At 39.3% G+C, this 22,759-nt stretch carries 12 protein-coding genes and 1 tRNA gene; 9 read left to right on the top strand and 4 right to left on the bottom strand.

Translation table 11 applies throughout. From position 1 onward, the window contains the following. A partial coding sequence (locus tag AC2SLT_RS11625; RefSeq protein ID WP_486547813.1) for a beta strand repeat-containing protein occupies window positions 1-3,970 on the top strand: 3,970 nt, incomplete at its 5' end. Window positions 3,971-4,317: 347 nt separating this feature from the next. Beyond that, window positions 4,318-5,781, top strand: a complete 1,464-nt coding sequence (gene nhaC, locus AC2SLT_RS11620; RefSeq protein WP_486547812.1) for a Na+/H+ antiporter NhaC — start codon at window positions 4,318-4,320, stop codon at window positions 5,779-5,781. A 546-nt stretch (window positions 5,782-6,327) separates the two neighbouring features. Here the strand turns inward: nhaC and AC2SLT_RS11615 are convergent. After that, window positions 6,328-7,314 carry a glutathione S-transferase family protein gene (locus tag AC2SLT_RS11615; RefSeq protein WP_486547811.1) on the bottom strand — a complete coding sequence of 329 codons (987 nt, stop codon included), beginning with the start codon at window positions 7,312-7,314 and terminating at the stop codon, window positions 6,328-6,330. Window positions 7,315-7,775: 461 nt separating this feature from the next. Between AC2SLT_RS11615 and potA the strand changes: the two genes are divergently transcribed. From potA to AC2SLT_RS11585, 6 genes are all read left to right on the top strand, one after another. Then, window positions 7,776-8,948: a spermidine/putrescine ABC transporter ATP-binding protein PotA gene (gene potA, locus AC2SLT_RS11610; RefSeq protein ID WP_486547810.1), complete on the top strand. Its 1,173-nt coding sequence runs from the start codon at window positions 7,776-7,778 to the stop codon at window positions 8,946-8,948. Further along, window positions 8,941-9,870 (top strand): spermidine/putrescine ABC transporter permease PotB, encoded by a 930-nt coding sequence (potB, locus tag AC2SLT_RS11605; protein WP_486547809.1) that lies wholly within the window; start codon window positions 8,941-8,943, stop codon window positions 9,868-9,870. Before potA ends, potB begins: the two co-directional genes overlap by 8 nt. An 11-nt stretch (window positions 9,871-9,881) precedes the next feature. Beyond that, entirely contained in the window at window positions 9,882-10,703 is an 822-nt protein-coding gene (gene potC, locus AC2SLT_RS11600; protein ID WP_486547808.1) for a spermidine/putrescine ABC transporter permease PotC, read from the top strand. 9 nt (window positions 10,704-10,712) lie between these two features. Continuing rightward, a complete protein-coding gene (locus AC2SLT_RS11595) occupies window positions 10,713-11,873 on the top strand; it encodes an ABC transporter substrate-binding protein (RefSeq protein ID WP_486547807.1) in 1,161 nt (386 codons plus the stop codon). Window positions 11,874-12,336: 463 nt separating this feature from the next. Next, a complete protein-coding gene (locus AC2SLT_RS11590; protein ID WP_486547806.1) occupies window positions 12,337-14,742 on the top strand; it encodes a substrate-binding domain-containing protein in 2,406 nt (801 codons plus the stop codon). Window positions 14,743-15,066: 324 nt separating this feature from the next. Then, entirely contained in the window at window positions 15,067-16,995 is a 1,929-nt protein-coding gene (locus AC2SLT_RS11585; protein ID WP_486547805.1) for a protein kinase domain-containing protein, read from the top strand. 356 nt (window positions 16,996-17,351) lie between these two features. Here AC2SLT_RS11585 and AC2SLT_RS11580 read toward each other — a convergent pair. Next, a tRNA-Ile gene (locus tag AC2SLT_RS11580) sits at window positions 17,352-17,428 on the bottom strand. 94 nt (window positions 17,429-17,522) lie between these two features. After that, window positions 17,523-18,731 (bottom strand): tRNA nucleotidyltransferase/poly(A) polymerase-related protein, encoded by a 1,209-nt coding sequence (locus AC2SLT_RS11575; RefSeq protein ID WP_486547804.1) that lies wholly within the window; start codon window positions 18,729-18,731, stop codon window positions 17,523-17,525. Window positions 18,732-19,077: 346 nt separating this feature from the next. Here AC2SLT_RS11575 and AC2SLT_RS11570 point away from each other — a divergent pair, with 346 nt between their 5' ends. Further along, window positions 19,078-19,761 (top strand): BLUF domain-containing protein, encoded by a 684-nt coding sequence (locus tag AC2SLT_RS11570; RefSeq protein ID WP_486547803.1) that lies wholly within the window; start codon window positions 19,078-19,080, stop codon window positions 19,759-19,761. 428 nt (window positions 19,762-20,189) lie between these two features. Here AC2SLT_RS11570 and AC2SLT_RS11565 read toward each other — a convergent pair whose 3' ends face one another. Continuing rightward, on the bottom strand, window positions 20,190-22,472 hold the full coding sequence (locus AC2SLT_RS11565; RefSeq protein ID WP_486547818.1) for an NADP-dependent malic enzyme: 2,283 nt from the start codon (window positions 22,470-22,472) through the stop codon (window positions 20,190-20,192). Window positions 22,473-22,759: the final 287 nt, after the last annotated feature.

Genomic DNA, 22,759 nt, shown 5'->3' with positions numbered 1-22,759 from the left:
CTGGACGTATGACAACACCACTAACGACTTAGGCGAGGGCGTCACCAACGTACAAGCGCGTATTGTGGATCTAGCTGGTGATGTGGGAGCAGTTGATGCACAGACTGTTAAGGTTGATACGACAGATCCTGAAACCAATACTATTAGTATAGACAGTATTACCGAAGATACTGGTAGCTCATCAACCGATTTTATAACCAGTGACCAAACGTTAGTATTAAGCGGCAGTATAGATAAAGCACTAGCAACTGATGAGAAAGTTCAAGTCAGCCTAGATGGGATTAACTGGGATAATGCTGAATATACAGCAGGTACAACAACTTGGTCATTTGATAATACAGCTGAAACTTTGCCGCCTGGCGATTACACAGTATATGCTCGAATAGTAGACACCGCAGGTAATGTAGGGGCTACTGATAGTCAAGACGGTAAAATTGATAAAACACCTCCAGCAAAGAATATTATTGACATCACCAGCATAACTACTGACACTGGTGATGAAGCAGATGACTTTATCACCAATGATCAGACCTTAGTATTCAATGGCACTTTAGATAATGCATTAGGAGCTGATGAAAAGGTTCAAATCAGTTTAGATGGTGGGACAACCTGGACAGATGCAACGACGAATGGTACCAGTTGGTCATATGATAATACGGGTAATACTTTGGAAGAAGGTAATTACACAGTGAAAGCTCGTATTGTTGATACTGCTGGTAATACGGGTGCTACTGATACTCAGGTTGTTAAGATTGATACGACCAAACCTGAAGCGAAAGCGACCATCGTCTCCTATGTCGATGATCAAGGTGATGTTACCAGTGACACAAGCACCTCAATAGTAACCGATGATAGCTCTGTAACTCTAAATGGAACTTTATCAGAATCGTTAAAAGCTGGAGAATCGGTTGTAGTCTACAAAACAACGACTGTAGATGGTGTAGACACTACGGTCAAGGTTGGAACAGCAACAGTAGATCCAGATAATACATGGACATTAGATAGTGTAGCTATTACTGAAACTAAAGCTACTTTCACTGTGAAAACAGTTGATACTGCAGGTAATGAAACTGCAGGAACAGGGTCACTACCTATTCAGTTATTAAACCCTGCTCAAGTGACTAACATAACTGTTGAGGATAATCTAACAGATATTGTAGACGGAACTGAGCTAGATGATTCTACTAACCCTCAAGGAAGTGCTAACAGTATCGACGGTGTAGAGGGTAACTATGAAGGTATAGTATCTCAAGCTGATGGAGCCGCGCCTTTAGACGGTTTAACTAACGATAATACACCAACTATCACGGTAACTCTTGATAAAGCTTTAGCGACCGATTTTCAAGAGATTGACATTATTCGTTCATATCAAAGAGCAGATGGTGAATGGATTAGTGAAGGGGCTGTTGCAAGTACCTCTGCTGGAACATTAATAGTCAATACGACTGATTCTAAAACATACAGCTTTACGGATAGTTTGCCTGATGGAGGTATCGATAAAAACTACCGTTATGAAGCTGTATTAGTTAATGATCCAGTGATTATTAACCCTAACTTAATAACGTCTGAAGTTACTGAGTTTGAATTAGATACTGTTGCTCAAACACCTATTGTAACAGGATATGATTCTGCTACTGGTGTACTAACAGGATACTCAATTGAGGATGGTTCGATTTATATAGGGAGTGGGCCAGTTCAACAAGTAACTGCTGGTAACACATGGACTTATACATTAAGTGAGACTGAAAGAAGCAATTTTAATGCTAATCATGATCCAGATAATTATGATAGAGATTCAAATACACAGCCTGCTAATGCAAATATTGAACCATTGAAAGAACTGGGTCAAAGTATACTGGATCAAAATATTCAAATAAATTTTGTTGATAAAGCTGGTAACGTGCCTTCTGCACCCATTGAATTTTATTTATTTGATAATAGTGATGGACCTTTAGGTGTATTCAATCCAGAAGATAATCCATTCTCAGCTAACAATGCATTTACTGATCCTACTAATAATTATAAGGTTGATACTACTGTAACGCCAAATACTACAACTTATATTACTACTTTTAACGATGCTTCACAGCTCGTATTAGTAAAAGGCAATATAGATAATTATGATGGTGTAAATGACAAATTTTTAGTTAATTTAGGTGGTGGAGATGATGTATTAAATGTGACTGACAATATCAACCCTGGTGTAAGGATCGATATGGGTGCAGGTGATGATAGAGTAGCAGCTGGTCAATTAGTAGGTACTGAATTAAACCGTATTTCAATAGATTTAGGAGAAGGTAATAACTATTTTGGCTCAGAAGGGGGTACGAACAATTCATTCAAATATGTTAATGTCATATCAGGAAGTGGTGATGATACTTTTTACTCGGACGGTGAGATTGACTATTCAGTTCTAAATTTGGGCGATGGTAATAATACGATTAATTCAACTGATGATTTTGATTTTGTTGATGTTACAACAGGTAATGGTGATGATTACTTATCTATAATTCATCCAACTGACTATCCTGGTACTGACATATCTGCAGTACACATTAATTTAGGCAATGGTAATAATACGATTTATATTCAGAGCGGTGGCATAAATACTTACGGTCAAACTGGTAATGAATATACTGAAGTTATCATGGGCAGTGGTAATGATACTGTTTTTATGTCAGAAGATTTTGACGATAATGGTGGTACTAACCTTATTAACCGTATGGAAACTGGTGCTGGTGAAGATAACGTACATGTTGGTGGATTCATTGGTGGTAAAAACACCATTATGGACTTAGGAGCTGATAATGACATTCTTTTTGTTGGAACTGATATTAAAACTGGAGCCAAAGTTTACATGGGCGAAGGTGTTGGCGAAGCTACCATTGGCGGTAATATAGAGGGCAATAATACTACCATAAGTTTTGGCGCTTCTAATGATACGTTGGACGTTACCGGCAATGTTTCAGGCGGTGCCAAAGTTGACATGGGTGATGGCGTTGGCGAAGCTACCATTGGCGGGAATATTCAAGACACCAATACAAGTATAAACTTTGGCGCTTCTGATGATACGTTAAGTGTTACTGGTAATGTATCAGGCGGTGCCAAAGTTAACATGGGTGATGGTGTTGGCGAAGCTACCATTGGCGGGAATATTCAAGACACCAATACAAGTATAAACTTTGGCGCTTCTGATGATACGTTAAGTGTTACTGGTAATGTGTCAGGCGGTGCCAAAGTCATCATGGGCGAAGGTGTTGGCGAAGCTACCATTGGCGGTAGTATAGAGGGCAATAATACTGCCATAAGTTTCGGCGCTTCTTATGATACGTTGGACGTTGCCGGTGATGTTTCAGGCGGTGCCAAAGTTAAAATGGGAGACGGGGACGATAAAGTTATTATTGAAGTAGATATTAATGGTAGTACTACAAACGTAAATTTAGAAGCTGGCAATGATAGCTTAACAGTTAGAAATGTCGAGGGTGGCGCAACTGTAACCACTGGTGAAGGAAACGATATAGTAACGGTATCAGGATTTATAGCTGAAGACTCTACTATTAATCTAGGTAGTGGTGACGATATCATCTATCTTGATCACTTCAATGATGGTGCTGGATCTCTTATTAATGGTGGAGAAGGCATAGATATACTTAATCTGACTGGTAGTGATACAGGGGGCGCTAATGATATCGCTATTAACAAAATAGAGATTGTTGATCTTCTTGGTGATGGAGCCAGTTATGATTTGGATGATGCAGATATTACAAATAGTGATAATACACCATCAACAATCTATATAAACCAAACTGGTATGGGCAATGAGATTGATTTAGATACTAATAAATTAGTTAAAGTTGAGTCCGAGTCTGGACAAACCTATTCAGATCCATTGAATACTGCTCACGTGTATGATGTGTATTCAAATGGTGTTGAAACACTTTATATCGAACAAGGTATCACAGTCATCTAATAAATAATCCTATACTCTAACGAAAAAAACGTCCTCTCGAGGGCGTTTTTTTATGTCCTGTAATTTCAACTATCTAACGCTTTAACATCGATCCATAAACTTTAAAACCGTCAAATCATTCAAAATACTTGATAACTCAAATAAATTTTTATACCCTTATGACTCTTTTAACCAAACATTTGTCCATTAATAAAACCGCTAGATGCATACTCTATTAGAGATAAGGAGTTGATTTATAGGTACTAATAGTTGCTAAACGTTCAATCATAAGTTGCTATTGTATTTAATAGACTATGGATCCGGCTAAACCTTTTGAGTGTTCAACAAAGCCTAAGGAGAACCTATCGATGATGAAACCAAAAAAGCCGTATGATCCTGAGGTAAAAGGCTATAGAGCTTCATCAAGTTTTATATTAGATATTGCCCCCCTAGTACTCACCGCCATGATATTGATGGTGCAGTTCTTTATCTTCAAAGACTTCACCCCTCACATTCCGTTAGCCTGTGGTATTTTGATTACTGCTATTTTTATGGCGGCACGTGGTCGTAGCTGGGAGGGTATGGAGTCTCGATTTTTAAGAGTGATTAAGGTTGGCCTGCCCGCTATTATTATCTTGATGGGCGTCGGTATGTTAGTCGGCTCGTGGATTATAGCGGGTACCGTGCCGACAATTTTGTATTACGGATTTGATATATTTAGTCCTTCATCCTTTTTGGTGTCGGTTTGTATTATTTGTGCCGTTATTTCCATAGCGACAGGCTCTTCATGGGGTACGGTCGGTACAGTCGGTCTGGCAATGATGGGTATCGGAGTAGGGCTGGGTTTACCGCCTGAGTTAACGGGTGGCGCGATTGTATCAGGAGCTTTTTTTGGTGATAAGATGTCGCCACTTTCAGACACCACCAATTTAACGCCAGCGGCAGCAGGAATAGATATCTGGGAGCATATCAAGGGATTATTACCGACTACCTTGCCAGCGCTGGTGATTGCACTGGGTTTATATGCTTGGATAGGTAGTGGCTATAGCTCTGACTCAGTAGATATGTCATCAGTGAGGCAGATGCAGGCCACGCTTTCGGCCAACTACAATATTAGTGTCATAACGCTCTTGCCAGCACTGGTGGTGATTGGCGCCGCAGTCATGAAATTTCCAGCCATTCCCACTGTATTGATAGGGGTGTTTGTGTCGTCACTCATCGCTTTCTTTTTACAAGGGGTCGGTGTACATGACATCTTTACAGTATTGCAAGATGGTTATGTTAGTAAAACGGGCATAGAGACCGTTGATCAATTACTGACCAAAGGCGGCGTCATGTCGATGACGTGGGTGGTGACGTTGACTATTTTTGCACTCGCCTTTGTCGGTTCTCTTGAGCACTATGGCACTCTAAAAGCCATCATGGCAAAGCTCAACAAAATAGTGAAGACCAGATTTGGTTTGGTAGGGTCCACCTATGCCATCGTATTAGGCGTGGGCACTATCATTGGCGATGTGTATACGACGCTTGTGTTACCGGGGCGTTTAATGAAAGACAAATACAAGCAAATGGGTTTTAATCGAACCACTTTGACCCGTACAATCGAGGACGCAGGTACTTTATTATCGCCCCTCATTCCTTGGAATATGGGAGGTAGTTATGTTGCGGCAACGTTGGGCGCAGCCACGCTTACATATGCGCCGTATGCCTTTGTGTGTTGGATTTCACCGCTGATTGGTTTGCTATGGCTAGTTCTTAATAAGTTCATTCCACGTGAAGAGCCGCAACGCGTCGAGGCGATGGAGAACTTAGTGCATCCAGATGCCCGTTAATACGCTTTAAAAAACAAAGCAAAAACTAAAGCAAAAAAACAGGGGGATGAGACGCATAACGAGTCATACATCCTGCTAAACTTAATGGCACAGTATGATTTTGTAGATCACAAGCCAGTTAAAAGACGTATTTTAACTGGCTTCATTTATAGCGAATAGTTTTAAGATTTACCCCAGAGTAAGATTATCGGTAAAATTAAAATGACTTAAATAAAACAACTTAAAGTAAGATAACTTAAATAAGATAACTTAAATAAGATAACTTAAATAAGATAACATTTGAAAATAGTACTATTAAGCGATCTATCTATTATTCATCATTGAGCCGTGGGTTTCGCTTCGCTACACCACACGCTACACCTCATATCACAAGTTACACCTAACTCATTATGGGTTAGTCCTAACTTTTTTAACTATCAAAACTATAAAACCCAGTTGGCTTATAAAGCTGCAACTGGGTTTTTATTTCAAGGGTTCGGTTTAATTTAGGCTCAACCGAGGCTCAATTGAATTAATAGAACCAATAACCGAACCCGCTAAACCAAACTAAGCAGATAAGGACTCACGACCATGCGGGGTCATAAAGTCTATCTCTGGTCCACGCGGCACAATTAACGTTGGATTGATAGTATCGTGACTGCCATAGTAGTGGGTTTTGATATGATACATATCTACTGTTTCCGCAACGCCGGGTACTTGATATAAGTCACGCAAATAGCCCCATAGGTTAGGGTAGTCTACGATGCGTCTAATATTACATTTAAAGTGACCGACATAGACAGGGTCAAAGCGTACAAGCGTAGTGAATAAGCGCCAATCTGCTTCCGTTATAGTATCCCCTGTTAAGTAGCGTTTACTGGCTAACGTTTCCTCTAGTTTATCCAACGCCTTAAATAAGCTGACCACTGCTTCATCATAAGCTTCTTGAGTGGTGGCAAAGCCTGACTTATAGACCCCGTTATTGATGTTTGGATAGATAAAGTCATTAAAGTCGTCAATTTCAGCACGGAGATCATGAGGTAAGAAGTTAACGTCTTCATTAGCACCCACTTCATCAAACGCTGAGTTAAACATACGGATAATTTCAGAAGACTCATTGCTAACGATAGTGTTCTGCTTTTTATCCCATAACACAGGTACTGTCACACGACCAGAATAGTCTGATTTGGCTGCGGTGTAGATTTCATGCATGTAGTTGGCATTGTGAATAGGATCAGGAATAACGCCTTTGTCCTCTTTAAACGTCCAGCCATGTTCGTGCATATAAGGATTGACCACCGAAATGGGTATTAAATCCTCTAGTCCTTTAAGCTTACGATAGATCAGCGTACGGTGTGCCCAAGGGCAGGCTAGAGACACGTATAAATGGTAGCGATCCGCTTCTGCTTTAAAGCCTTCACTACCTGTCGGGCCCGCACTGCCATCTGCGGTTACCCAGTTTCTAAATCTAGCGATATCTCGCTGAAAGCGGCCGCCGGTTGCTTCTGTGTCGTACCACTGATCATGCCATTTACCGTCGATTAATAAGCCCATAAATTACTCCGTTTAATACAGTTGCTTTAAGTGAATATTTTGATCGCTGAGTGATCTCTAAAATGATCTCTAAATCTGTTTAGACTCAATGGTAACGATTGACTGTGTAACAATAAACAGAAGTTATGGCAATTAATTGTTCTAGTTATAAGAACATTTGTCACTATTATTTAGGTGCCGATGAAATAGGAAGTTTTTACAGATTTCATCTGTCACCAATAGGCCTTGAGTTGAATTTAACTTTACAACAACTGAGGATAATTTATTTGACTGTCTATTTGAACGGCCTCAAAGGAGGGGTTAAGCGATTAATAAATAATACCCAATTGCCTTTAAAAGCCTAATACAATTATTTTCATCAGTCCTAAGCAATTAATTACAGGGTTAACTATTGGATTTTTAAAATAGGTCATGTACGATAGCGCTTTACGTCATCCTTTCCATGATACGAGACTGACCCTATGACGCTTCCTGAATCCTCCTCAATGTCTCCCGCTTCATCTGTCGCAACGAAACCTGTTGCTAATGATGAAAAGAAATCTTTGCTACGCATTCGCGGTATTAACAAAACGTATGACAGTACTCAAATCTTAAAGAGTATTGATCTTGATATTTATGATGGTGAGTTTCTAACCTTGTTGGGTCCATCTGGCTGTGGTAAAACCACCTTATTGCGTTTAATTGGCGGTTTTGAGATGCCAGATAGCGGCACGATGGCGTTAGATGGTGTCGATATCACTAGATTACCTGCTGAAAAACGCCCTATAAATACTGTATTCCAGCAGTATGCGTTGTTCCCGCATATGAATGTATTTGACAACATTGCCTATGGTTTAAAGTTAAAAAAAGTACCAAAAGCTGAGATTAAAACTCGAGTACAAGAAGCGTTGGCAATGGTGCAACTTGAGCATACTATCAATCGACGGGCGCAAGACTTATCAGGGGGGCAGCAGCAGCGTATCGCTATTGCCCGTGCTGTGGTAAATCGTCCTAAAATGTTATTACTCGATGAGCCACTATCAGCGCTAGATGCTAAGATGAGGGTACAAATGCAGTCTGAGTTAAAAAGAATGCAACGAGAGCTTGGTATTACCTTTGTGTTTGTGACCCATGATCAAGAAGAAGCGCTTTCTATGTCAGATAGGATTGCGGTTATGAAGGCTGGCGAATTTCAACAAATTGATAGCCCGATACGCATTTATGAAACACCCGCTAACTTATTTACGGCAAGCTTCATTGGTGAGACCAACCTCTTTACCGCGCGGGTGCTGGAGATTAACGATCAGCGTATTAAGGTGGAGGTGACGGAGCAAAAAGAGGGCTACCATCCAATACGTGATCTGCCACGTCCCAAGTTTGAGGTACAAGTAGGACAGAGTATTAACCTATTATTGCGTCCTGAAGATATACGGGTCTATTACTTAAACGAAGGATATGACGGCTTGGTAGGGCACGTGGTAGACAGTGCTTATAAAGGCAGTACGCTAGATTCGGTAATCAAACTTCAAAACGGAAAATTGATCAAAGCGTCAGAATACTTTAATGAGGACGATCCCAATTTTAATTATAAATTAGGTCAAGAGGTTCGTGTCGATTGGGTCGATGGATGGGAATGGATATTACCAAATGAATAAATCAACCGCTTCTGCAACGCCTTCAGCTAGCCCTTCAGTAGGTCCTTCAGTATCAGGTCATCAAAGTGGGCGACTGTTCCAAAGAGTCACCTTGCTGGTGATATGGGGCTGGTTAATTGTCTTTGCATTATTACCCAATATCTTAGTGGTATTGGCAAGCTTTTTGACCCGTGACGAAGGTAGCTTTTTAGCGTTACCTTTGACGTTGGATAACTATTTACGCTTTGTCGATCCGTTGTACGTCAAAGTATTTTTTCATTCACTAAGCATGGCCTCTATTACTACCATTATTTGTTTGGTACTTGGTTATCCTTTTGCATGGCTTATTAGCCGCACATCAAAACGATGGCAATCCTTCTTAATGCTGTTATTGATTATCCCATTTTGGACCAATTCTTTGGTGCGTCTGTATGCGGTGAAGCTGATAGTGGCAGCTAATGGCTTATTGAGCACGGCTTTAATCGGTATGGGATTCATAGATGAGCCGTTACAAATTCTGTATACCCAAAAGGCGGTAATCGGCGGGCTAGTATATTTATTATTTCCCTTTATGGTATTGCCCTTATATGCGGTGTTTACAGACTTACGGGACGACATTGTATTAGCATCAAAGGACTTAGGCGCCAACAAATTTCAGACCTTTTGGCATATTATCTTACCGTTAACCACTCCGGGTATCATCTCTGGTGTATTATTAGTGCTATTACCCGCTATGGGCATGTTCTATGTGGCCGATATTTTAGGAGGGTCACGAAACTTGCTAGTGGGTAACATCATTAAGTCGCAATTCTTAGATGCACGCGACTGGCCATTTGGGGCAGCGGCAAGTGTGTTATTGACAGTGACCATGGCTATATTGATAGCCGCCTATTATGCCAGCAGTAAGCGTATTGGCAAAACTGACTATCATGAAGTGGCATAAGGGGGACGGTTATGGCCAATACATCAACGACCAAGACGACACGAAACAGTAACACATTAAGCAATACCTTGAAGTGGCTAGCCCGCCTTTATTTGACCCTTATGTATCTCATCATGTTTGCACCAATAGTGGTGATGGTAGTGTTTTCATTTAATGCCTCTAAGGTTGGCTATCACTGGGGCGGATTTAGTCTTAATTGGTATCACGAGTTATTTAACAATGAAGCAATGATACAATCGGCCATCAACTCAGTATTGCTAGCGGTAGTTGCCGCGACAGTGACCACAGTGATAGGAGGTCTGACCGCCTTATCTTTTCAGCGTTATGACTTCAAAGGCAAAGGCGTTCTTAAAAGTTTGCTATTTGTATTAATGATGTCCCCTGAGATTGTGTTAGCGATTTCACTGCTTGCGTTATTCCTAATCATAGGCATCGAGCTTGGCTTTGTAACCTTGTTATTGGCACACATTACCTTTTGTCTGCCCTTTGTGGTGATTACCGTTTCTGCTAGATTAAGCAGCTTAGATAATAGTGTGCTTGAAGCCGCCCGTGATCTTGGAGCCAGTGAATTTACTATGATCCGTACTGTACTGGTACCGATTATCCTGCCTGCAGTGATGGCGGGCTGGGTATTGGCGTTTACCTTATCGCTAGATGATGTGGTGGTATCTACCTTTAATACAGGGGCAAGCTTCGAGATTTTGCCATTACAGATATACTCTATGGTTCGGGTAGGGGTCAAGCCTGAAGTCAATGCGGTGGGCACTATCTTATTGGCAGTCTCGTTAATAGGTCTCGTTATTTCACAATTATTGTTACTCAAAAAACGTTAAGGAGCGAATATGTCATCAAATAATGGGTATTCACGCAGACGTTTTTTGGGCATGTCAGGGGCAGGACTTTTAGCCTTATCCGGTCTGAGTTTGACGGCTTGCCAACCTTCTAACACAGGTTCAAATGGTAATGAATCAGATTCTGACCCATCAAATGCTAATCAGTCCTCAACAAATAACGCATCGGGTAACAATGTGGTCAACGTCTATAACTGGACTGAGTACATCTCTGACAGTGTACTTAAAGCGTTTACGGCTGAGACCGGTATTGATGTCATTTATAGTACCTTTGACTCGAATGAGGCCATGTATGCCAAGCTTAAACTGACTAATGGAAGTGGCAATTATGATGTTATTTTCCCTGGTACTGACTTTGTTGATAAAATGCGAAAAGAGAATTTACTAGAGACGATTGATCATAGTAAATTATCAAATTTTAAGCATTTAAACCCAACTTTTTTAGATGCAGAGTTTGATCCAAGTAATAAATTTAGTGTTCCTTATTTATGGGGATCATCAGGTATTGCGGTCAATACACAGCGTATTGATAAATCCGCTATAACCTCATGGGATGATCTATGGCGACCTGAATATGAAGGCCGCGTCATGCTTATGAATGACTTACGTGATGTCTTTACCATGGGGCTATTAACCTTAGGATTCCCACCTAGCACCCGAGACCCAAATCATATTAAAGCGGCTTATGAGAAGCTTTCAAAATTGATGCCGAATGTTCGTACCTTTAATTCTGATGCACCACGTATGCCGTTTATGGAAGGGGAGACTTATTTGGGGCTGGCGTGGAATGGAGAGGTCATCATGGCTCAAGATCAGGGAATGCCTGAGCTGGATTTTGTCTATCCAAAAGAAGGGGCTATTATGTGGATGGATAATATGGCCATTCCAAAAAATGCCAAGAACCTTGAAAATGCATATGCCTTTATCGATTTTATATTGCGTCCAGAAAATGCTGCAGTTATTAGTGAAGAGATTGGCTACGGTACACCCAATAAGTCTGCTATAGCACTCATGCCCGAGGAGACTGCAAACAATCCCATTATTTATCCCCCAGAAGAGCAACTCGGTCATGCTTTATTTCGTCAAGATGTTGGTGACGCTACGATGGCATTGTATCAAACGTATTGGGACAAACTTAAAGTGGATATGTAATTAAGGTTACTCAATAAGCCAACCTTTTATTTGGTTTGATCTTAATATTTTTAAATAGTTTTAATAACAAAAGATAGTATTAGTATCTGCTAATACTATCTTTTTTTATTAAATTCTTATCCAGTAACCATCAAATAGGGAAGATAGTCATATGCCAAACTTTAATATTGGTTATTTAAGTAAATTTAATTAAAATATTTTGTAAATTAATCAAAAACTTAAACATTATTAATTTGTTTTATTTATAATATTCGGAATAGTTAAATAAATTAATGACTAAATTAAATAATTTATTTAAGTGAAGGATCTAAATGAGATTCTTTTTAAACTAAATATAGTCGGCATACTTATAAAGAGTCACGGTGTTAACCTCGTTAAGCCGACTACAGTAGTACTTGCACTCGGTTGCCTTGTGACTACTTTAAAGTTCTTTGACTATAATATTAATAATGGATTAATCACTTTGAAAACAACTCTTCGCACACTTGATACCGGTACTATATTAAATAAAAACTATAAAATCTTAAAAACACTAGGTTCGGATAGTTATAGTATTTCATATTTAGCTGAAAATATTAAGTTTAATAGCCAGTGTACCATTAAAGAGTTTTTTCCCACCTCTACCTTGAGAGATGATCAAAACCGAGTGATTAATAAACCTGATTCTTCAGATATTAACTTTGATAAAGGTTTAAATACTTTTTACGAAGAAGGTTTGCTATTAGCAGACATTAGTCATCCCAACATTGTTAAAGTTGAAGCTACTTTTAAAGATAATGGCACTGCATATGTCGTTATGCCCTATGTAAGTAATTATACCTTAAAGGACTGGATGCAAGACAACCCATATCCTAGCGCTCAGAAGATTGAAGATGTCTTTTACCCAATTTTGGAGGGGTTAAACGGTGTTCATCAAAAGGGTCTATTGCATACTGATATCCAACCAGAGAACATTGTATTTTCTGAAGATGACACTCCGATTCTGACAAACTTTGCCAATGCTAGGTTCGGTTTTACAACCAAAACCAAATCTTTAGACACGGCTTTAACTGCGCCTTATGCGCCTATCGAGCTATACACCAATACTACCAACCTTAGTGCTAGCACTGATCTATACAGTATTGCTGCTTGTATGTATCAAGCCATCACTGGTCAAAAGATACCAGAAGCTATTGATAGATCTAAAGGTTTGCCCTTGCTACCTTTAACGGATATTGAGGCCATTAAATCTAAATATCCTAAAAACCTACTTACCACGATAGATAGAAATTTAGCTTTTAAATCCAGTGATAGAAATCAATCCGTTGAAGAGTTTCAACATGGATTGTTAGGAGTTAACCCTTCTCGATCAGCTCCCTCTAAAGTAGTCAACAGCAGCAATCAATCGCCACTTCTCAAAAAAAGTCTGATCGGTATTTTGGCTCTGATTGGTATCGCGGGTTTAATTTACGCTGGCATGTCTATGTTTAACAGCAATAGTTCGAGTGGCGGCTTAAGTAGCCAGTCGTCAAGTTCAGATAGTATCTCCACACCTAAGTTGGACCCAAATGACTATCGTAATATCAAGGCGGTAATGAATATTCAAGGATCGAATACTATTGGGTCTGTATTGATGCCTAAGTTATTAGAGACTTATTATCAAAACAATAATTCATCACCTCTTGGCTTTGCCTCGATTGGCTTAGAGGATAAAAAGTTCATCTATATTGGTGAAGATGGCGATAAACATGCCATTGACTTAGGAAGTCATGGCTCAAGTACAGGTATTACTGCATTACTCAATCAGCAGGCTCAACTCGCAATGAGTTCTAGACAAATTAAGGCAGAAGAAGTTAAGCAGCTAGCTGATGCTGGGCTCGGTAACATGACCAGTGATGCTCAAGAGATTGTCATTGGACTTGATGGTATTGCCGTTATTGTCAGTCAGTCTAACCCAATACAATCCCTTACCATTGGTCAACTAACGGATATTTTCACCGGTAGAATAACGAATTGGTCACAAGTCGGTGGTGATGACCAGCCAATAAACCTTTACATTCGTGATGAGAAATCAGGTACGCGTGATACCTTTGATAGTCTTGTTATGAAAACTGAAAAAGGCGCTAAGGCCACCGCCTTTGAAGATAGTGCGAAGCTGTCGGATACTGTCAGCAATGACGCAGGCGCGATTGGTTACATAGGTCTGCCTTATATTAATAGCGCAAAAGCATTAGCCATAGCAGCCAGCGCAGACTCTATAGCACTGTTGCCAACTTCATTCACCATTTCAACGGAAGACTATCCTCTATCAAGACGCTTGTATCTATACCTCCCCAAAAAGGCTGATTCAGCAGCACGCCATTTGGCGAATTTCACCTTATCCAAAGAGGGGCAAACAATAGTTCGTAACGTTGGATTTATTGATGTTATGCCTGACTTGGTTAAAGTGAGCCAAGAACGATGTGACGACAGTAATAACGCGGGTTATAAAATACTGTGTCAGTCAGGCAAACGCATGGACACCAATTTTAGATTCTCTTCTGGCAGCAGTGAGCTTGATAGCAAGGCAAAACAGTCATTAAGAAGGGTTGTTGAGCGTTTAAATCAAACGAGGGTGGAAGGTACTAATGTGAAATTTGCATTGGTCGGGTTTACTGATAATAAAGGTAGAGAGTGTATTAATAATCAAATTGCAGTGGATCGTGCCGCTATAGTAGCAAGAGAACTCGAAAAATACGGTGTTAAAGCAGAAATTGTACAGGGTATGGGAGCACAAGCACCAGTCGGTGATAACTCTACCGACTTAGGACGCGATAAAAACCGCCGTGTAGAATTATGGACGCTACCTTCCAATCAAACGCTTAAATTTCCTGATATGCCTAAGTGTTGATACTTTCATAATTGGATAAAATGTTGTTTGTACCCCATTCTCAACTCTTAAGGTAGGTTGTGGCTTTAGCCCAGCATTTATCATTAAAGAATTTATTCGCTGGTCTAAAAGCACCAGCCAACAATAGAGTAATAATTAGTTTAACCAGAAATATTTCACATGTGTGACAATTTTCACTATAATAGGGTAGAAAATTTTTTAATACTTAATTTAATTTATTTAAATAGTTTGCTTCAAGTATTATAAAATTTAAATCAATTTAGCCTACATATGTCAAGCCTATATTCATTAAGGGGTCTTGTCTTCAGCAAGTGGAAAAAATAAATGTCGATAGAAAATATACAAGGGTTGCCAACAGGCTATTTAATTCAAGATAAATACAAAATACTTGATAAGTTAGGTAATGATTCAATAAGTATTACTTATCTCGTAAGCTATAATGGTTCGAATAAACTTCATACTATTAGAGAATATTACCCTAAGACTGCTTTAAGAGACACTGATTCAATAGCTGTCATCGGAGATGGCTCTGACATTGAGTCATTCGGATGGGGCTTGAAAAGATTCAAGGAAGAGGCACAATTATTAAATGAGATTGACCATCCAAATATTATAAAGGTGACAGAGCTTATTGAGGCAAATGGTACCCTTTATTATGTGATGCCGTATCTTGGGAGTAAAACGTTAAAAGACTGGATGGAGAGTCATCACTATCCAAGTTCTCAAGCGGTGGAAAATATCTTTTATCCACTATTAAAAGCGTTAAAGTATAGCCATAGTAAAGGACTTCTACATCTAAATATAACCCCTTCAAATATTATAATCACTGAAGATAATGCCCCCGTTCTGATTAATTTTGGGGCTGCGAAGCAACTCATAGGTTTAAAATATAAATATTTAGAGGAGGTATCAACCGAGCCTTATGCCCCTATAGAGACTTGCCAAGGCTTACCTCAGTATAATGAAAGCTCTGATCTCTATAGCTTATCTGCCTGTATGTACCAAGCTATCACAGGTAAAACAATTGCAGATGCTATAGAAAGATCCAATGGTATGCCAATACTGCCTCTATCAGATATTAAAGCAATCAAAGAAACATACCCTGATAATCTATTGGACGTTATCGATAAAAATTTAGCGTTTAAAGCGTCTGAGAGGTATCAATCTGTTGAAGAAACTCAACATGCTTTATTTGGCGTCAATATATCGTCACCTGCTTCGCCAGATCCTACTCCACAAATAAATGAGCAATCTTCCAATAATAAGGTGTGGTTAGGGGGAATAGGTTTAGTTTTAATTGGAGGCTTAATTTTATCAACTGTCGCTTATTTTAACCAATCTCCCTCTAAGGACTCTTTAAGTTCAGGGCAATCTTCAGAGACTTCAAATAATTCGAAAACCATCGATAAGGGTACACGAATTGAATCTGATCAATCCGCTTTATCAGATTCAAAGTTAACGACTGACAATGATATTAATATGAGTCAGGAAGACGTCTTGCCAGAGGCTGCTATAGTTGATCAAGAAGAATCCCAGAGCAAGGAATCGGACAGCGCTGAAGATAATGAAGCACTTGACTCAGAAAATGAAACCAAACCTGAAGGTGATACCATTGCTGATAAGAGAAAGTTAGCTGAAGCCAAAAAGTTAGCGGACGAAAAAAAACGGGCTGAAATAGAGAAAGCGAAGGCTCAAGCTAAAGAAGCTGAAGCGAAAGCTGTTGCGAGAATGGAAACCCAAAACAATAGAGTGTCTAAAAAAGATAATAACAATACAGAATCAAATAAAACTGCAGCAAATGAAGGGGTGGCGAAAAAGACAAATGTTCCTAATAATAAAAGCAGTAATGTTTCTTCATCTACTCGCCAGAATAATGCGTCAAATGTTAAGCAGTCTACTAACGTTTCAAGCAATAAAGGTCCTTGGGTACCAGAACTGAGAGAAGGTAAATGGGGCTTTGTTAATCTAGACGGAGAACCTTTGACGCCGTTCATGTTCAATCAGGTCATGGCATTTTCTGAAGGGATGGCAGGAGTTCGCCAAGGCAACAGTTGGGGATTTGTTAATACTACAGGTAAGATTGCTATTCCGCTTAAATTTAGCGAGTCATCAGTAGATCGAACAAGTCGTGGCAGTTATCGCGGGGTTCAACCTTTTGTTTTCAAGCGGGGTAAGGCGTGGGTCAGTAATACATCCACCGGGACGCCAATCTGTATTAATAAGTCAGGCTCCTTTACATCTTGCGAAGATTGATAACCAGTAAATGAAAGACACTGCCTTTGAATAATACTGATTGGTAACACTATTACCAGTGAAAACGTAGTTTTATAGAAAAGTATATTAATTTGTGAACAAAGCGTATGTAGGGGTAGGCGGATAGTATCCTTTATGAAGATGTCATTCTCCCATATGCTTTTATAAATTATGTTTGCTGAGCAATAATTTATACATCTCATCAAGCTTACTAACGTAGTACTACCATTGGATTGCCTAGACGCTCTATGAGTTAGCTAGAATCCTAAAAAGAGAACAACCTAAATAAAAAAAAGGCTTACCGAATATAACGGTAAGCCTTTAATGTCTAGCAGTGTCTATCAATATTACAAATATGGTGGGCCCAGTAGGACTTGAACCTACGACCAAAGGATTATGAGTCCTCTGCTCTAACCAACTGAGCTATGGGCCCTAATAATAAGCGATCAAAGTGCTTAATTAGACGCATTATAATACCTGAATTTTTTAAATTTGCAAGCATAAGGTGCTAAAAAATCTTGAATAAATTACATGATTTTCTCAATAGAGCGGATTCTTTCTACAGCCAAAGCATCCCCAATTGCTTTTCCCGTTAATTCACTATTAATGTCATTGATAGTAACACTGTTATAAGCTTGAATATATCGTTCAAATTGAAGTTGCTGGCAAGCCAGTTCAATAACCTTGTGAACTTGCATTAATTCTAAGAGATCATTAGATGCTTTATCCGCTTTCGTATGTGCGATTAAGGTAGCGATTGACTCAGCTGAACTATGAGGGTAAAGATACAAAGAGGGATAACTCTCCGCATAGGCATTGGCAAATTGAGTCATTTTCTTAGGTACTTTTAAACTTATACCCAGTTGCCTTAAGTCTTTAGACCAAGTTTCATCTACCTTTAAGATGTCAGAAGATACTGCCTTATTATCAAAGTCATTAAATAGATAACTTGCAAAACTAACCATCAAAATAGCCCAACGCTGATGCAAGGCTAAGCTCATCTGTCCTGATAGTTGTAATGCTTTAAACACACCCTGTTTTACCGGCGCTTCAGTTAAAGCAGAAGCCAGGTTTGGCATGATATAGGGTAGGGAGCCTATCTGTATTAAACAGTCAAGGAAGGCTTGAGGCGAGGGTTGCATTAATGCTCGACTTGTCTCTTGCCATACTCGCTCTGCCGTTAAATGCTGAAGCTCGTCGTTTTTATTAATGGTTTGAATGAGCTTTAAGGTATCAGGTGCAATACTAAAGTTATGATTAGATGAGGGTTCATAAAATCGCCCATAAAATCGAGCAATACGTAGTACTCTTAAAGGATCTTCGCTAAAGGCTTCTGAAACGTGGCGAAGCATCTTATCTTTGATGTCTCGTTGTCCGCCATAAGGATCTATGACTTCTCCAGTAAAGGGGGTGTCATCCTCCAGTCCTTTAACTTCAATCGCCATGGCATTAATGGTTAAGTCACGTCGTAATAAATCCTGTTCTAAAGTTACTTCAGGTGATGCATATACTTCAAAGCCTTTATAACCTTTGCCAGACTTACGTTCAGTTCGAGCTAAGGCATACTCTGCTTTGGTTTTTGGATGTAAAAAGACAGGAAAATCACTTCCAACCTGAAGAAAGCCAGCGGCTATCATATCTTCTGGAGTAGCTCCTACGACTACAAAGTCTTTGTCCGTAATAGGTCGTTGCAAAAGCTTGTCACGAACAGCGCCACCTACTATATAAACGTGCATTATGCTCCTTAAAATATAGATGTCTAATCGACAGATGATCACGGTATAAAATATATCATTAATTATTATTAAATATTTGAATCATTACAGTTTTCATTAGTAAAATTCAACGTGTACTAAATTTATTTAATGTATTGCTGATGATGATATTTGTTATAATACATTACTAAAGGTCATTATTTTTTAAATAAAGATGACTTTGAATAATTAATAAGCGATTTATTAGACTCATAATCGTTATGACTTAAATTCCTACTTACCACCCTATAAACTACTCGATAAACTACCCTATTAACCATCCTATTAACTACCCTGATTATAAATTAGCAGCAAGGAGTTAATACTTGTGATCATTTCAGATTTTAAAGACTTAGAAAGCTCCGTAGCTAATCTTAAAGATAACGATTTAATTAGACTGGTGTATTCAAGTAAAATTAGCAAAAAAGGCAGATCAGATCCAAATTTATTTCAACAAATACAAAAAAGTGCGGAAGATTATAATAAAAGAAATAATATTAAAGGGTTGTTATGCAATGACCATAACTATTTTTTTCAGTGTCTAGAAGGTGAAAAAAAAGTCGTACTAATTTTAATGTCCAAAATCTTTAAAGATAAACGTCATAAACAGCTTAAAGTTATCTTACTGCAAGCTATTGATAACTATCAATTTAGTAGTTGGTGTATGCGCTGTTTGAATCTTGATCATCCAAGCTTTCAGCATTCCCCTCAGCATTCTCATTGTAATGAAATACAGCAATTTTTACCACTTAAACCGCTCAGTTGGTCAGACTGGTATATTGAATACTTTATAGACTCTATGCAAAGGTTCGAAGAGTCAAATAAATATGATGACTCTGAGGAAGATCTTTACAATGTAATAAGAGATCCTCAGCCCGCAATCACTTCTCTTTTTGACTCTATGATATTACATGGTTTTATGCTGGTAATAGTACTCGTATTAATAATAATAGGTTTAAGGCACTCCTTTAGCGACGTCGGTGTTTTGAGTCTGCCAGGATTGACAAAATAATACCTTATACATAAAACAACCTATCTAAATCAGTTTTACAGATTCTAATGGTTACCCTGTTCTCAACTTATTTAAACTCATTGTAGGCTGGTGCTTTTAGCCCATCAAATCAACACCTTTAATCAAAAATGCTGGGCTAAAGCCACAGCCTACGTTAAAAGTTAAGAATGGAGTAATGGTTGCTTTTTATGAATTACGCTCGGACTTATCGACCTAATTTGGTTTAGAGCTAGCGTTGGTCTAAGATCTTAATTTTATGACGTAGTTATGCAGTAATTAGTTATGCAAAAAGTAGTTATGCAGAAAGTAGTTATGCAGAAAGTAGTTATGCAGAAAAAAGCCAGCAAATGCTGGCTTTTTATGTTAACCGTTTTTATTCAAATCTTAGTACGGTTTACCCAAGCGGCTAATTAGAGTTTATTGCTCTATTAGCTGTTATTCGCATCAATATCTTGAGCTTCAGTGACTGCTAGTGCGGTCATATTCACCACACGGCGAGCAGTTGCCGAAGGCGTCAAAATATGTACAGGCTTATTCGCTCCAAGCAGGATAGGTCCGATAGACGCACTGCCTGTGGCCGTTTTAACTAAGTTAAAGGCAATATTCGCAGCGTCTAGAGTTGGCATGATTAATAAATTGGCGGGACCTTGTAACACGCTATGCGGGAAGTCATGCGCACGAATGCGATTATCAAGCGCTGCATCACCATGCATTTCACCATCAAATTCAAAGTCGACATTCATATCAGTGAGTAATTCATAAACCTTACGCATTTTTACTGCGCTATCGCGGTCAGAGCTACCAAAATTAGAATGCGATAGTAGGGCAACACGCGGAGTGATGCCAAAGCGGCGCATTTGATGAACCGCTAACACAGTCATTTCGGCAAGCTGCTCAGCTGTTGGGTCTTCATGAATGTAGGTATCTGCAATGAATAAATTGCGGTTTTGCATTAATATGGCGTTCATTGAGTAAAAGTCTGAAACATTCTCAAGTTTTCCAATCACTCTACGAACATAGTCTAGATGCAAATGATAATGACTGAACGTACCACAAATCATACCATCAGCATCGCCTTTTTCGACCAATAACGAGCCAATAAGGGTGGTTTTACGGCGCACATCACGACGTGCTAACTCAATGCTGACGCCTTTACGCATATTCTTTTTGTAATAGAACTGCCAATAATCTTTGTAACGCGGATCGTCATCTTGATTAACGATCTCGATGTTTTCACCGTCTTTTAGACGCAAGCTAAGGGCATTAATTTGTGACTCAATTATCGCGGGGCGACCCACTAATATTGGATAAGCCAATCCTTCGTCTACCACTACCTGAACAGCGCGTAGTATATCTGGATCCTCACCTTCACAGTACACGATACGTTTTGGATCTTCTTTAGCACGTGCAAACAAAGGTTTCATAACAAAGGCAGAGTTATAGACAAAGGCAGATAACTTCTGGCGATAAGCGTCAAAGTCCTCGATAGGTAGTGTGGCAACACCACTGTCCATCGCCGCTTTAGCAACGGCTGAGGCAATTTCAATAATGAGGTTAGGTTCAAGTGGACCAGGTATTAGATAATTTCTGCCAAATGTCTTGCTAGTATCAATATATTTTTGACCTTGCAGTGGTGTCGCTTCAACGTGTGCCATAGCAGCAATAGCATACACACAAGCAATTTTCATTTCTTCATTAATAGTGGTCGCGCCGACATCCAGTGCACCACGGAAGATATAAGGGAAGCATAAGGCATTGTTGACCTGATTAGGATAATCTGAGCGACCTGTTGCCATGATCACATCACTGCGAACAGAATGAGCAATTTCAGGCATAATCTCAGGGGTGGGATTTGCTAAGGCAAAAATGATCGGATCTCGCGCCATGCGCTTGACCATATCTGCAGTTAATATGCCTGGCATAGATAGACCCAAGAACATATCGGCGCCATCAATGACATCGTTTAAACTAGTTGCTTCAGTATCACGTGCATAGCGCTGTTTACTTTCATCTAAGTTTTCACGCTTCGTGGTGACGATACCGCGAGAGTCGGACATATAGATATTTGATTTCTGAACCCCTAAGGCGCAGATGAGGTCTAAGCAAGAGATGGCTGCTGCACCAGCGCCTGAACAGACGACTTTGATATCTTCAATAGACTTATCGACTAATTGCAATGCATTAATAAGAGCCGCACCAACGATAATCGAAGTACCGTGTTGGTCATCATGAAAGACTGGAATATTCATGCGTTCGCGCAATTCACGCTCAATTTTAAAACATTCCGGTGCTTTGATATCTTCTAGGTTAATACCGCCAAAGGTAGGCTCAAGCGCGGCAACGGCTTCGATAAACTTATCTGGATCATTCTGAGCCACTTCAATATCAAATACATCAATCCCTGCAAATTTCTTGAATAAAACCCCTTTACCCTCCATAACAGGCTTAGAGGCTAGTGGCCCTATATTACCTAAACCCAATACCGCTGTACCATTAGTAATGACACCAACAAGATTACTACGTGCCGTATATTTAGCAGCCAGTTTCGGATCTTTTTGAATTTCTAAACAGGGAACGGCAACACCTGGCGAATAAGCCAGGGCTAAGTCATGCTGGTTTGCAATTTGCTTAGTAGGCGTGACAGAGATCTTACCAGGTATAGGGTGCTCGTGGTAATGCAATGCGGACTGCTCAAATTGCTCTTGATTCATCGCATTGATACTATTTGAATCTGTAGATGTGGTGTTTGAAGTGTTATCGCTCATGTTTAAAAACCAATTATCATTTGAAAAAGGAATTCCGCAAACGGGAGACTCGAAATGTGTAGACGTGTTATTAACGTAGATGCATATAAAAAATGCTATAACAAATAAGACGCTTTTTAAAGATATCTAGTATTCAAAATATCTAAGCGTCATCAATGAAGTCATAATTATACATAATTCAACACAAGATAGCTTGTGAATCAAAGATGACAGTGAATTTTTTGTATAAATAA

This window comes from Psychrobacter sp. CX18, assembly GCF_057396215.1.
Note: the sequence above shows the minus strand (reverse complement) of the source record. Positions and strands in the feature narration are given on the sequence as shown.

What these genes read in the sequence shown, in the direction of transcription:
- AC2SLT_RS11585 (WP_486547805.1), top strand. Translation starts at nt 15,067, where the DNA reads ATGTCGATAGAAAATATACAAGGGTTGCCAACAGGCTATTTAATTCAA.
- nhaC (WP_486547812.1), top strand. Translation starts at nt 4,318, where the DNA reads ATGATGAAACCAAAAAAGCCGTATGATCCTGAGGTAAAAGGCTATAGA.
- AC2SLT_RS11595 (WP_486547807.1), top strand. Translation starts at nt 10,713, where the DNA reads ATGTCATCAAATAATGGGTATTCACGCAGACGTTTTTTGGGCATGTCA.
- potA (WP_486547810.1), top strand. Translation starts at nt 7,776, where the DNA reads ATGACGCTTCCTGAATCCTCCTCAATGTCTCCCGCTTCATCTGTCGCA.
- potC (WP_486547808.1), top strand. Translation starts at nt 9,882, where the DNA reads ATGGCCAATACATCAACGACCAAGACGACACGAAACAGTAACACATTA.
- AC2SLT_RS11575 (WP_486547804.1), bottom strand. Translation starts at nt 18,731, where the DNA reads ATGCACGTTTATATAGTAGGTGGCGCTGTTCGTGACAAGCTTTTGCAA.
- AC2SLT_RS11565 (WP_486547818.1), bottom strand. Translation starts at nt 22,472, where the DNA reads ATGAATCAAGAGCAATTTGAGCAGTCCGCATTGCATTACCACGAGCAC.
- potB (WP_486547809.1), top strand. Translation starts at nt 8,941, where the DNA reads ATGAATAAATCAACCGCTTCTGCAACGCCTTCAGCTAGCCCTTCAGTA.
- AC2SLT_RS11615 (WP_486547811.1), bottom strand. Translation starts at nt 7,314, where the DNA reads ATGGGCTTATTAATCGACGGTAAATGGCATGATCAGTGGTACGACACA.